The organism is Fusibacter ferrireducens (genome assembly GCF_015352425.1).
Lineage (GTDB): Bacteria > Bacillota > Clostridia > Peptostreptococcales > Acidaminobacteraceae > Fusibacter_A > Fusibacter_A ferrireducens.
Genome location: NZ_JADKNH010000012.1, coordinates 39,415 through 53,504, shown reverse-complemented (window position 1 = coordinate 53,504; position 14,090 = coordinate 39,415). Strand labels below are relative to the sequence as shown.

The following is a 14,090-nucleotide window of genomic DNA, read 5'->3' as shown; positions in this document are numbered from 1 at the left end:
CTTATTTGGAACACAACTGTTAAAATGTTTCATTTTCATCAACCAACATACTGCATTTAAGGATAAATTTGTCTTCTAAAGCTTGGATTTCAAAAAAACCATTGTGCTTGTTCACGAGCTCCTCTATATTTCTTAAACCGTAACCGTGTAATGTTTTTTCCTTTTTACGCGTTAAATAGCGCCCACTTTCTCTTCGATACTCTCCACTGGAAGTGTTCTCAATATAATAATTCAAGTAGCCCTTTCTCATGAATATTTTAATTTTTATGCTGGCGTTACTTGGAACGAATTGGCAGGCCTCTATGGCATTATCCATAGAATTGCTGATAATCATCGCCATGCTATATTCCAGTGCGTTGAGATTACTTGGAATCAAAACTTCTTTTTCAACCTCAATATCAAATTGCAACGCTTCATTAATTTTTTGCTCCAAAATCAGCTCAATAGCAGTCATTGACGTTTTTAGGTTTTTATCCAGTGCGGATTGGTCTCCAAGGAGGACATCAATATAGCTTAAAGCCTCGTTCAGTTTGTCATGACTGACCATCGTCCGAATTGCCTGAAAGTGATTTTTATAGTCATGCTGATTGCGTCTAACTTCATCCATGACACCTTTAAGAGCTGTGATTTGATCGCTTTGCTGGCTTAATGACAGATCAACCATCTTTTTTTCAATTTCAATTTGAGTGGCCTTATAAAATATCTTGCTTATAAAGAGCACCAAAATATTACAGCCCAACATGACAAAACTTACAAAGATCACACTTTGATTTGCCTTTTCACTGACCACATAGGTTCTGTAGATATCTATAACAAAAAAAGCAATGATAATATTCAGCATCAGCATGAGAATTAAAATGAGGGATTGATATCTTTTCCCTACTCCTGTGTTCATTTGAGTCGTCTGAAGCGTATTGACCACTAAAAAAGCCAATAATTTGCTGTTAATTACAAATACAAATCGATCTGTCCCTAAGGTTGCCAAATCCATAGGTGTCGTTTTGAAGAAAAAGCCCATGAGCACAATCAGAATAAACTCACATGCAATCAATATAATGTCTACTGTAATAATCGCCAACACAATTTTCAAAAAAGACGCTCTGCCATACCGCCGCACGCCAATGATCAGCCAATATAAAAACATGATCAGCATAACGTAAATGGAGCCTGTATCAAAGCTATGGTTTAGATACGAAAGTATCACACTTCCTGCAATCACCACGATCAAATCATCTGCAACACTTGTCTTTTTAACTTGTAAAAATTGCTTTTTAAGAAAAATGAGTACAATAAACATTTCAAAGAGGTTTATTGCATTTTCAATGATCAACCATTTCATATATTACTCCCCCCAAATTCTCCTTTTAATCGCATTCTGAACTAATTCTACATTTGCTTTACTCACGGGAATGGGTTTTTTTTGATCTCCAATGTACACAATATATCTTTCTAGCTTATAAATATGATCAATATTGATAATGTAACCCTGATGACATTTTAAGAATAAATCGCTGGTCAACAACTCATCGATTTCCTTCATGGTTTCTCGGACCTCATATCTGCCATGCAAGGTATGGAATGCCGCTTTTTTACCCACTTTTTCTATATAGATAATATCCGACTGTTTCAGCAATATCTGCTTACCATTTACCTTAATTGGAACTGTTTTAAACATATGATTTTCAATAAAAGTCTGCTCATCTACTTTATTTTTTAAAAAACATAGAATTTCATAAAATGCCTCGACCTGAACAGGCTTAATCAGATATTTACTTGCCTCCACTTGAAAGGCATCTATGGCATACGACGTATAGCTGGTGATAAATACAATGAGCCCAGTTGGATTATATTTTTTATAGTACCTGGCAAGCTCTATACCACTTCTTTCATCAATATCGATATCTAAAATAACAGCCTCCAGCGGTTTACTTTGAATCACTTGAACTGCTTCATCTGAGGTTGTAGTAGAATAAACTGTCAAGGGAAATTCTTGGAATTCAGTGGTCATGTTGACCATTCTTTCTAAAATACTTTGCTCATCATCACATATCAATATGTTCATATAACACCTCACAATTCTATCTATTATCTAGCCAAAAGAAGGTGATTTTGATCCGCTCACTTTTGGCAAACACTCTGCTACTATCATTATAATAATAACATATTCCCTCATTTGTTTGTGTGAAAAACGTTTTATGGGTATAATATGTCTATGATCATTAAACAAAGGAAGACCTTATGAAAATTGGTAAATTTGCTTCTACAAACAACTTAACCATAGATACAATTAGACACTATATGTCCCTAGATTTACTTGTGCCCCAAATGGATGGTGCTCAGTACAACTTTGATGAAAGATGTCAAATGGATTTGTCTGAAATACTCTATTTTAAGAGCATTGGCTTCTCTTTACAAGAAATTCAGACACTTTTAATCTTCAAACGCATTGGACGTCTTACAGATTATGAAAAAGGGCTCTATTATCGATCTTTTTTTGAGCAAAAAATGACGTCTATCAACGAGAGCATTGCTCACCTTGAAAGCGTCAAACATAAATTGGCCGATGCTGTGAACAAAATTGAAACGACATTGGAACAATCTAAATCGAGTGAGCCTTTTGGAATACCACTTTCTTTTTTGTCTCGCATCAGCTGTTATCATTGCAAATCCGCTATGCTCTTAACCGAGGGGGCCATCACAAACCAAAAGCTTGTAACGGGCGTTTTCACATGCACTTGTGGTATGCAGTACACAATAGAAGAGGGGATTTTGATTGTAAATTCTGAGGATTTAATCACAACCCATGCTACTGAAGATGCCGACGCCATCTATGTTGAAGATTACATCATGCATACAGACTCTGAGTATCTTAACAATTTATACAAAAATTTTGAATGGGCGTATAAGACCATTCCATTTGAGCATTATGAAAATAAAGTATTTTTGGATCTCGGTATTGGACATGGTTTCTTTTTAAGATACTTTTATGATAAGATTCACAGTTCAAATCAATATATCGCAGTAGATCACGATATTGGCAGATTGAAATGGCTTAGAAATCGCTTGATGAGCAATCCAATGCACTTTGACCTGTTGCTGATCGCATGTGATTTTAAAAAAATCCCTTTATATGACCATTCTATAGACATCATGCTGGATATATCAGGTTCAAGCAATTACGCTTTTGATCATCCTGAATTCTTACTTGCAGAATTATCTCCACTCTGCAATGAAGCGTGTGATCTACTGGCCAGTTTTTTGCTCTTCAAAAATTTTTCTAAAAATTCAAAAATAAAACCCTTCTTAAGGAACAATTTTAAGCTTACGTTTGTCAGTGAACAAATAAGTCATCTCAATTTTAAAGAATATGCTTCCTATGTCTCCGATACAGTTACTCGGGGCGGCAAGTTTGAAGATTTCTTTGTGGAGGGCGAACATATATTCAATTATGCGTTCTATGGTAAACGGTGGGGATAACCCCACCGTTTGTTATATTTATCCACAAATTATTCTTAATAAGGGACTTGATGTCGCCTAAACACCACCAACTATACTCAGGTTAGGAGGTGTTCATATGTTATCTATTCTTTCAAAAAATAAAGATTCCAGAAACCTAATTTTATTTATTACAGGCAAGGGCTTTTCTGTCTTTGGTTCCTCTATTTACGCATTTGCCATCAGTTTATATGTGCTCAAAATGACAGGATCGGCTTTAAACTTTGCCACATCAATCCTTCTTGGCATTGTACCCATGATTATTTTTGCACCCTTTGCAGGCATCTTAACAGATCGTTTTTCTAAAAAGGGGCTTATTGTCTTCACAGATACATTAAATGGTTTACTATTTTTGACGCTCTATACTGTGAGTGCCAACAGCCCACTATCTCTTGAAATCATCTATTTCACCACCGTGCTACTCTCGCTTTTCTCTACACTTTTTATGGTCAGTATGGAAGCTGCTAAGCCCGCATTAGTTTCTGCCGAAAAACTTCTAAAGATCAATACCCTGAGCAAAATAATAGATTCACTCTCTGCTATTCTTGGTCCAATCTTGGGTGGGATTGCTTTTGCAATATTCGATATGCGTTTTTTTCTTTTAATTAACGCCGTGTCTTTTCTATTTTCAGCCTGCACAGAGATGTTTTTTAAATTCAACACCTGTTTAAATTTTGAGAAAAACAAACCCAAAACTTCTCTTTGGATCGAACTCAAAGAGGGCATTTATTATCTCAACGCATCCAGAGAAATTAAGAAATTCACAAGTGTGTTTATCTTTATTAATTTCTTTCTGGGATTTGCGCTACAAGTCCCATTACCCTATATTGTAAACAATGTACTGATGCTTTCCCCAAGGTGGTATGGCATGATCAATGGTGCCTTTCCCGTTGGTCTAATAGCAGGAGCACTCATTGTCGAAAAAATCATGTCTAGATTCAATTATGACAAGATCCTCTTAAATATGGTTTGGATTATGGCTGCTTGCTCTATTACAGTTGGCGTTCCACTTCTGATCTCTTGGCCAAAAGAATGGATCGGAATACTTTATCTCCTCATTATGTTTATATTGGGCATTACAATTGCACTCATTGACATTCCCATAGCATATATTCTGCAAGATATTTTGCCTGAATACATTCGAGGCAGAATACTGAGTCTTGTGGCCAGTGTTGTGAAAATTTTCTTACCTCTTGGCCTCTTTTTATCCGGTATTTTGATCCAAAGTATTTCCGTCTATTATCTGCCTATTCTAGGCGGTGTGCTGGCATTGCTTTACAGTTGCATTTTTCATTATTTTGCAAACAATAAAAAGGCGGCCTGCCCTGCTTCTGAAAAATAAAACAATTTAAAACGGCAATAAAAAATGTCTTTAGCACTAAGGGCAATCCCTTATATACTGAAGACATCTTTTAGCAGTTATTTTATAAAATAGGTCAACACATCAAAAATCAGTTTCACATAGAAGCGCTCCTATGCTGTAACGTATATTGCCCATAATCGACGTCATAGGGAAAAGGGTTGCTCAATGCTTGACTTTTGACATTTTAAACTTTAAATTTTGAAATTTCACTTTCAAGATTTTGAGCACTTTCATTTGTTTTTAGGACAAGTTTAACCACTTCCATAGATTTTTCCGTCACATTTGACGCTTTGATGGCAATATCCGATGTGCCTTGTGCACCCTCTGTAGAAGCTTTGGCAACACCATCAATAGCCTTTAGAATTTCAGTAATTGAAGCTAAAAGTTCTTCAGAAGTTGAACTAAAATCCGTTACCAGATCATCCACATAAATGGCATCTTCACTATATTTATCTGCCACATTTAAGATTAATTTATAATCTTCATTGACATCTTTATTCACAAACTCAAGTAAGTTATTTGAATTTCCCGTTAAGTCCGCCACGGCTTCGTTTACTTTAAAAGTAATGCGCTGAATTTCCTCCACAGTATCCTTAGATTGCTCTGCCAATTTTCTAATTTCATCTGCAACAACTGCAAATCCTTTTCCCGCTTCTCCTGCTCTAGCCGCTTCAATCGCAGCATTTAACGCAAGCAGATTCGTCTGTGAGGTGATGTTCATGATGGATTCACTGAGCACATCAATTTGAGAAACTACTTTTGATGCCTCAATTGAAGCTTCAAGTTTTTCTTTCACACTAGACAGCACCGTCATGGCTTTCGTTTGTGCATCTAATACAATGGTTTTTGTAGACTGAGCTCTGTTGCTAATTTCATTGGCTTTAACCGCACCTTCTTGAGCTTTATCTGCAATAGATGAAACTGCCCTCTCCATCTCCTGAGAAGTTGCCGACATTTCTTCAGATGCTGCTGCAGTTTCTTCCATACCTGCCGCAAGTTCTTGTGTGGTTGAGGATACATCTTCAATATCACCATTGAGATCACTTACTCTACGATCTACATCGCCTACAATTCTTTCAATATTCTTAGACTCATTGATCACTTTGCCAATTAAACCCTTAATTGCGTTTTGCATCTCATCTATACCTGTCGCCAATGCGCCCATTTCATCTTTACGCTTTAATAAATCTTTTGAAATATCAATTGAAAAATCGCCAGAGGCAACTTGTGATAGTTGGGTCACCGCCAGTTTCAAAGGCCTTGTTATATCAATTGATATGAAGATCGTTAACACCAAACCTAATAATAATGAAAAAATGGTAATACCCACGAATAATTTCACTGTTTTAGTGTAATCCGCCGCATTATATTCATTGACATTTTTAGCATCCATGAGCTGATCAGATGCTAAGGCAACCAAATCTTGTTGAATTTCCTCTCCTAATGCTTCAACTTCACTGTACTTTTTAAGTGCAATCTCTTGATTCCCAGCAAGTGCATAGTTGATTGCTTCGTCTCGTATTGGTCTATACGTCGCTAATTTCTTATCCAACAGATCAAAAACTTTAATCTCAGCCTCATCTAACCCTATATCTCTTACGCCCTGTAAATCAGCATCAAACAGTTCTTTCCTATGTTCAATATCTTTCAATCTGACAGTCTGCTTTTCTTTATCTCCTACGTGAAGAAAAACGTAATAAATATCACCTTCTATAGCTCTCTGTTGAGCCCGGCTATCGTTTATCAACTGTGTCTTAGTCAGATTAACCTCAAAAAGTGATTTAAGATTATCATTTGATTCTGTTAATTTGATATAACCTACACCTGCAACCAATAGTAATAAAAATATGAGCGTACTGCTCAAAAGAATAATCTTAAATCTGACCTCTAGCCGTTTCAACATAACTTCACGCTCCCAATTCTAAATTTGTAGTTGTATTATACCCTATTTATACGCTCTAAACGGAACATTTAAACTATTTTTCTCCCTGTAAAACGGCTTTGTTTCTTGGCTTATCGCCATCCATCAAACTTATTTAATGTTTTTTTGCCATAAAAGATTATTTTCTTTAAAAGTAGCAAAAATTCGATCGCCATCAGACAGATAAGACAAATATGATTTAATCGTACTGCCCACAAGGACATATTGGTTCATGTCCATTTTTAAATTATAGTGGTCAAATATTTTTTTCAACAAGTTTTCAAAACCGATTTCATTTTCACAAAACGATTCAATTAATGCAATGATTTCTAAAACCTTACGCTTATTAATATCTATGAGCTCCCCCAAATCTTCACAGATACCTGCATGTGCTAACACAAAACAATTACCCTCTAACTTTATTAATTTTTCCATACTTTCAAGATAAGCGCTGACATCATAGAGAAAAGAAACATGATATTTTTCAATAATATGAGCACCGTTAATGGCATCCCCTAAATACCAAACGCCATCAGGCGTTTTTATGCCAATCATATTGAATGTATGCCCATCCAGATGAATAAATTCAAAATCACTAAGCCCTGTTACCGTTTCAAAATCATCTATTGAAGCAACTTCACTGGGTTTTGCCATCAAAAATTTATTCCTAAGCGCCTTCATAGGATACCCCCCATAGAGGAAAGAAGGCTCTAAAATAGGATACTTCATAAAAGCCGTTTCAACACCTACAGTAAAAGCCTGACACTTGAACTGCTCCAATAGATAGGCATTGCCACCAATATGATCTGCATGTGAATGCGTGTTGATAATCCATTTGAGATGCCAGTTTTGAGTGCGAATAATCTTTGCTATTTTTTTTGCTGCATCTTTGTCATTGCCGCTGTCAATCAGTAAAACATTTTGTTCATCGATTTGATAAATGCCCGTTTTAACAGGACTTTCAATATAATAAGAACGCTCTCCAAGCTTTTCAAGTTCATACATGAGGCACACTCCTTTCGCTCTCCAACAATAAAGTATCTTGAAATCTACATTTTATTTTACTATTATATCAGATGATTTAAAAATATCAGATGATTTAAAAATCTAAAAAATTTGAATTGCTTCAGGCAGAAATATTGGTATTGATAGAAAGAAATAATTTGACATAGTATAAACTTTGATCTAGAATCTTAAATGAAAGTATATGTAAATAATTAGAAGGAGTTTTTTTATTATGAAAATGCAGACTTATCCAGAAATAACAGAAAAATTATATGTAGGCGCTTTTTTTCTTACTCCAATATGGGCTATATATCATAAGAAATACTTGGTTTTTATATTGTCGGTTATTCCAATCGTTTCTCTACTTGCAAGTTTTTCAGCTCTAGTATATGGCGGCAAATGGGCTTGGGAAAGTAGAGATTGGGAGACAGAAAATGACTTTATGGAAAATCGATCTAAATGGAATATAGCAGGGGTGTTAACATGCTGTGTGCTTGTTTTGATTAAAGTAATATTTTTTTAATTTGATCGTTATCATGAAAGATGTGGCATAACGATGTGCTATTTTGATTTCTTACAGATGTATTACTTTGATTTCTTACATAAAGTTACGAATACTTTTGTTGTGGTGCTGTTGCCTGTCTAGGTCCCTAGACAGGCAACAGCACCTTTGTATTACTTTAATCTCATAGCTTGATTTTTATCGTTTAATCCTCTGAAAACTGACTGTTGTACAGATTTGCATAGAAGCCCTCTTTTTCTAACAATTCATGATGATTGCCTTGTTCAATAATCGTGCCTTGATTCATGACTAGAATCAGTTCTGCATCCCGTATCGTTGAAAGTCTATGCGCTATAACGAAGCTGGTTCTACCCTGCATGAGATTGCCCATGGCTTTTTGAATCAAAACTTCCGTTCTAGTATCCACGTTACTTGTTGCCTCATCTAGTATGAGAATTCGTGGATCCGCTAAAATGGCTCTGGCAATAGTCAAGAGTTGTTTTTGACCTTGAGATATATTAGAAGCCTCTTCATTCAAAATCGTATCATAGCCCTCAGGAAGCGTCATGATAAAATGATGTGCATGTGCCAAATCGGCAGCTCTTATGATCTCCTCTTCTGTGGCATTTTCTCTACCGTAGGCGATGTTGTCCCGAATAGTGCCCTTAAACAACCAAGTGTCTTGAAGTACCATTCCAAAGAGCTGGCGCAAATCGCCTCTTTTCATATGACTGATATCCACGCCGTCAATTCTGATGGCTCCGCCGTTGAGTTCATAAAAACGCATGAGTAAATTCACCAGTGTGGTTTTCCCTGCACCTGTTGGACCAACAATCGCAATCGTATGTCCAGCTTCAACTTCTATATTGATATCCTCCATGAGCGTTTGATCTGCCACATATCCGAATTTCACGTGATCGAATTCAACTTGACCTTTAAAGTCCTTAATGTCTTGAGAATCTTCGATGTCCTCAATTTCTTCTTCTTCATCTAAAACTTCAAAAACGCGTTCTGCCGATGCAATCGTAGATTGAATGATATTCGTAATATTAGCGATTTGAACGATTGGCTGTGTGAACTGACGAATATATTGAATAAAAGCTTGAATATCTCCGATCTCGATCTTCTTTTTGGCCACTAATAAGCCACCCACCACACAGACGAGTACATAACCTAAATTATTCACAAAGTTCAGTGCAGGAAAGACGATCCCAGACATAAACTGCGCTTTCCAAGCCACATCGTAGAGCTCATGATTAATGTCCACAAATTTCTCAACAGAGGCTTCTTCGTGACCAAAGGCTTTAACAATTTTATGGCCCGTATACATCTCCTCAACATGACCATTGAGTTCTCCAAGGGTTTTCTGTTGTTTTGAAAAATATTTTTGAGAATTTTTAGCAATAATCACTGTGATGAGCATGCTCATCGGCAATGTTAAAAGTGCTATCAGGGTCATGACAGGGCTTATGGTTAACATCATTATCAAAATGCCCACCACACTCACAAGCGATACGATCAGCTGAGTTAAACTCTGCTGAAGCGTTGTGGCAATCGTCTCCATGTCATTGGTAATCCTACTGAGTACATCCCCATGAGAATGCCCATCATAATATTTTAACGGCAATCTATCCAGTTTTGATTTGACATCTTTTCTCATATTATAAACTGTACTTTGCGCAACACTGGACATGATATATGACATGGCAAATCGGAATAAGGCACTGATAATGTAGAGCACAATAAGCAGTAGCAAGACCTTGCCGATATACTCGAAATCAACTAGGGGCACTGGTTGATTCTTTATGGCATCAATTGTTGATTGAGGCATATTTTGTTGGATAGCATACATCAATTTGATTTGATGTGAATAGAGCCCTATAATGGCTTCACCCAGTTTCGTGGTTGCCTTACCCATAATTTTAGGACCTGAAATTGTAAAGATTGTACTCATAATCGCCAGAAGAAAGACGAGCACAAAACGGGTCCGCTCTGGTTTGAGGTAAGTCCCTAGGCGTTTAAGGGTTCCCTTAAAATCTTTTGCTTTTTGCACTGGGGCTCCCAGCATTGGACCGCCGCCCATTCTATGACCTCTTTGAGGTCTTTGGTTTTTTTCTGCCATTACATCTCCTCCTCTGATAATTGTGAGGAAACGATTTCCTTATAAACTGTACTGGATTTTAACAAATCATAGTGTTTGCCAATGGCTTTGATCTCGCCTTGATCCAATACAATGATCTGATCTGCATCTTTAACTGTACTTACTCTTTGCGCCACTATGATAACAGTGGCATTTTGAGTTTCACCTTTTAGGGCGTGTCTTAGATTAGCATCCGTTTTATAGTCCAGTGCTGAAAAACTATCGTCAAAAATATAGATTTCTGGTTTTCTGACAAGTGCTCTTGCAATGGATAATCTTTGCTTTTGACCACCAGATAAGTTGGTGCCGCCTTGAGAGACTTCAGCATCATAACCGTCTGCCATCTTAGAAATGAAATCATCCGCTTGTGCTATCTTGGAAACATGTATTACTTCATCCATAGAAGCATCTTTTTTACCAAAGCATATATTTTCTCTCACCGTTCCGCTGAAGAGAATCGCAGATTGAGGCACGAATCCAATTTTTTGTCTTAAATCAAACTGCGACATTTCAGCAATTGAAACGCCATTCACTCGAATCGAACCTTCTGTGATATCATAAAATCGGGGAATTAAATTGATCAACGTCGATTTTCCAGCACCAGTGCCGCCGATAATCGCTGTCACTTGGCCCGGACCTGCACTAAAATTTATCCCTGAAAGCGCAGGTTCTTCTGCCCCTGGATAGTAAAAAGTCACATTGTCAAACTCGATATAACCTCTTTTATCATCTGCTGTCTTTGGGTTTGCAACATCTTTAATCTCAGGCTCTAAATCGAGCACTTCATTGATCCTGACAGCGGAGGCTTGAGCTCTTGGAATCATAACGAACATAATGGAGACCATGATGATTGAAAACATGATCTGCATGGCATACTGAAGAAATGCCATCATATCCCCAATTGCCATATTGCCATCTGCGATCCGAATGCCTGCAAACCAGATGATTGCAACAGATGTAATATTCATGAAAAAGATCATCACAGGTTGCATGGCTGCCATAATCCGATTGACTTTGATTGCTGTGCTCACCAAATCTTGATTGGCATTATCAAACCTTTGCTTTTCAACTTCTTGCTTGTCAAATGCTCGAATAACACGAATCCCTATAAGATTTTCACGCACAACTCTATTGAGCGTATCTACTTTTGTTTGCATGATCTTGAAGAGCGGCACTACAAGCTTAGCAAGAGCTGCTATCGTCACAGCCATCAACGGCAAAATAATCGCTAAGATCAGCGTTAGATGGGCATCTTTTGAAAGCGCCATAATGATCCCACCAATACACAAAATAGGTGCATATATCATAAATCTCATGCCCATGACCATAAGCGTTTGAACCTGTGTGATGTCATTTGTCGTTCTTGTAATCATAGAGGATGTGCCCATTGTATCAAACTCATGAAGTGCATACTGTTCTGCTTTTACGAACACTTTTTCTCTGAGATCTCTACTGAATGCCACTGCAATTCTAGCAGAGAGAAAACTCCCTAGAATCGCACAAACGCTACTTCCAAGTGCAACGATAAGCATATAGCCACCATATCGCCATATATAAGCTGAATCCCCTTTTATCATCCCATCATTGACAACATCTGACATAAGTGTTGGCAGATAAAGCTCTGCCATAGCTTGTCCAAACAGAACAATCAGCACAGCAATAAAGGGAACGGTATAAGGTTTTAAAAATCTAAATAACTTGATCATTATAAACTCCTAATGCCCTTATTCAGTGGCAATCTTTACAAGCATTTGATCTTGTAAAATATGTGTATTCGTAATCGCAATGACCTCACCTTTTTCAAGCCCTGAAAGGATTTCAACAGAAGTATCATTCTTAAGTCCGGTTACCACTTCTCTCTTAATTGCGACCTGATCTTTAATGACATAAACATAACTCTGACCTTCTGCATTGACCACAGCATTTAAGGGAATCATCACATGCGGTTTGCCTTTGACTTCGATTTCAAATCTAGCGGAAAGTCCTGCCATAAGCTGATCCTCGTTTGGAATCGTAATTTCTATTGGAAATATTTTACCTGTGCTCACAGCCATGGGCCCAATTTTTGAAATCTCCGCATCGTAAATCTGATCTGGATAAATATCTACTTTAAAATCAACTTTATCGTTGACTGTCACATAAGGCAAATAGGCTTGTGCGATTGTCCCCTTCATTTTTAATGTCGATAAATCGGCAATGGATAAAAGCAACATGCCAGGAGACACGATTTCACCGCTTTGAATGTCGCCGCTGACAATAACACCATCAATTGGGCTTATAATCGTTGAATTCTCTTTTTGAACGCTGAGCGTATGAATGCTCGCCTCAGCGTTTTCTATGGCAGCAAGCGCTTGATTTTGTAAAGGCCCTGCCGCATTCTCATACTGTTTTTTTGCAAGATTGTATCTGGATGTGGTATCCGTGTATGTGCCTTCAGAAACAGCCCCTGTTTCAAAAAGTGCCTTTGTATCCAAATAGGTTTTTTCAGTTTGATCTAAACTTATTTTCAATAGAGCCGCTTGATTTTGGGCCGATGCATAAGCTGCTTTTGCCGCGCTCAAACCCGCTTCCGCTTGTTGCAATTGCGCCTCCAGCGTCTTGGTATCCAGTTCTATTAAAACTTCTCCTTTAGCCACTTTTTCGCCCACTTGTTTAGGCATATTTAAAATTTGACCAGATGCTTTACTGCTGATATTCACAAGATCCTTTGGCAACAAAACCCCTGTCAACTGAAGTTCTGTTTGTATCGAATCTTCGCCCGCAGTTGCAACATTTACCGTTAAATCTTGAGCCACTGTACTGTTGGCACAACCGCTTATTAGAATCATTAAAAGCATTGAAAGCGTCACTAAACTTACGGATCTTCTCATTTGATCTATCTTAATCATTTTCATCTCAGTTACCTCTCCTATTTCACATGAATTTTAACTTTAGTGTTCATTCCAGGCATTAAAATTAACCCTTCATCATTTATAATGCTAATTTTAACGGGTATGAGTTGTGTCTGCTTCGTGAAATTACCACTTGTATTAAGGGTAGGAAATGGGGAGAATACCGATTGAGTGGCTTGACCAATACTCTGTACATAACCGTAAAACGGTTTATTTCCAAAGGCATCCACTGTAATGTCCACGGTCTGTCCTTGCTCAATTTTAAAAATATCTGTCTCCTCTACATTGGCTTTGATAAAAATGTGCTCTGTATCTGCAATTATAGCCGCTTCCATTCCCGGTGAAAGCACTTGTCCTTCAACAATCGTCGTATGAATGACCTTGCCGCTGATGGGTGCTTTTATTTCTGCCTTGGAGACAATAGCATCTGCTGAACTGCTGAGTGCTGCAGGGTTGATCACATTGCTGCTCAAAAGCATACTCACATCTTGAACACCTAAGATTGCCCCTTCTTTAATCATGTCGCCCTCTTTGATATTCCAAGAGTCTACTTTTCCAGTGATCTCTGGTGTCACAGTGATCATATTGGCTGAAACTTGAGCATTTTCTGTAATAAAATAATGGCTTGACTGATAATAGAATTGATATCCCCAATAAGCGCCACCGACGATTAACACCAGTAAGACTATAGACATAATTGCTTTTACTTTTTTCATAACTTATCCACCTCTATTTTTTTCAATTTATTGTTATTTTATATTTTTAATTTACGA

11 protein-coding genes are annotated in these 14,090 nt (G+C 37.4%); 3 read left to right on the top strand and 8 right to left on the bottom strand.

Going from position 1 to position 14,090, the window contains the following annotated elements; genetic code table 11:
- Nucleotides 1-19: 19 nt before the first annotated feature.
- Together ISU02_RS17985 and ISU02_RS17980 are read right to left on the bottom strand one after the other, a co-directional pair.
- Entirely contained in the window at nt 20-1,339 is a 1,320-nt protein-coding gene (locus tag ISU02_RS17985) for a sensor histidine kinase (RefSeq protein ID WP_194703233.1), read from the bottom strand.
- A gap of 3 nt (nt 1,340-1,342) precedes the next feature.
- The gene (locus ISU02_RS17980; RefSeq protein ID WP_194703232.1) at nt 1,343-2,062 is read right to left on the bottom strand and encodes a LytR/AlgR family response regulator transcription factor; all 720 of its coding nucleotides are present in this window, start codon (nt 2,060-2,062) and stop codon (nt 1,343-1,345) included.
- Between the two features lie 176 nt (nt 2,063-2,238).
- On the opposite strand from ISU02_RS17980, the gene ISU02_RS17975 reads away from it, so the two are divergent.
- Entirely contained in the window at nt 2,239-3,477 is a 1,239-nt protein-coding gene (locus tag ISU02_RS17975; RefSeq protein WP_194703231.1) for a MerR family transcriptional regulator, read from the top strand.
- Nucleotides 3,478-3,574: 97 nt separating this feature from the next.
- The gene (locus ISU02_RS17970) at nt 3,575-4,837 is read left to right on the top strand and encodes an MFS transporter (RefSeq protein WP_194703230.1); all 1,263 of its coding nucleotides are present in this window, start codon (nt 3,575-3,577) and stop codon (nt 4,835-4,837) included.
- Between the two features lie 205 nt (nt 4,838-5,042).
- Here the strand turns inward: ISU02_RS17970 and ISU02_RS17965 are convergent, their stop codons facing one another.
- Together ISU02_RS17965 and ISU02_RS17960 are read right to left on the bottom strand one after the other, a co-directional pair.
- On the bottom strand, nt 5,043-6,761 hold the full coding sequence (locus tag ISU02_RS17965) for a methyl-accepting chemotaxis protein (protein ID WP_228727872.1): 1,719 nt from the start codon (nt 6,759-6,761) through the stop codon (nt 5,043-5,045).
- Between the two features lie 129 nt (nt 6,762-6,890).
- Entirely contained in the window at nt 6,891-7,784 is an 894-nt protein-coding gene (locus ISU02_RS17960; RefSeq protein WP_194703229.1) for an MBL fold metallo-hydrolase, read from the bottom strand.
- Between the two features lie 232 nt (nt 7,785-8,016).
- Here ISU02_RS17960 and ISU02_RS17955 point away from each other — a divergent pair, with 232 nt between their 5' ends.
- Nucleotides 8,017-8,307 (top strand): hypothetical protein, encoded by a 291-nt coding sequence (locus tag ISU02_RS17955; protein ID WP_194703228.1) that lies wholly within the window; start codon nt 8,017-8,019, stop codon nt 8,305-8,307.
- Nucleotides 8,308-8,491: 184 nt separating this feature from the next.
- Here the strand turns inward: ISU02_RS17955 and ISU02_RS17950 are convergent, their stop codons facing one another.
- Genes ISU02_RS17950 through ISU02_RS17935 form a run of 4 tightly spaced genes read right to left on the bottom strand, consistent with a single transcriptional unit; the run spans nt 8,492 to nt 14,033 of the window.
- The gene (locus ISU02_RS17950) at nt 8,492-10,408 is read right to left on the bottom strand and encodes an ABC transporter ATP-binding protein (protein ID WP_194703227.1); all 1,917 of its coding nucleotides are present in this window, start codon (nt 10,406-10,408) and stop codon (nt 8,492-8,494) included.
- Entirely contained in the window at nt 10,408-12,132 is a 1,725-nt protein-coding gene (locus tag ISU02_RS17945; RefSeq protein WP_194703226.1) for an ABC transporter ATP-binding protein, read from the bottom strand. Before ISU02_RS17945 ends, ISU02_RS17950 begins: the two co-directional genes overlap by 1 nt.
- A gap of 18 nt (nt 12,133-12,150) precedes the next feature.
- Nucleotides 12,151-13,320, bottom strand: a complete 1,170-nt coding sequence (locus ISU02_RS17940) for an efflux RND transporter periplasmic adaptor subunit (protein ID WP_194703225.1) — start codon at nt 13,318-13,320, stop codon at nt 12,151-12,153.
- Nucleotides 13,321-13,334: 14 nt separating this feature from the next.
- A complete protein-coding gene (locus tag ISU02_RS17935; RefSeq protein WP_194703224.1) occupies nt 13,335-14,033 on the bottom strand; it encodes an HlyD family secretion protein in 699 nt (232 codons plus the stop codon).
- Nucleotides 14,034-14,090 lie beyond the last annotated feature (57 nt).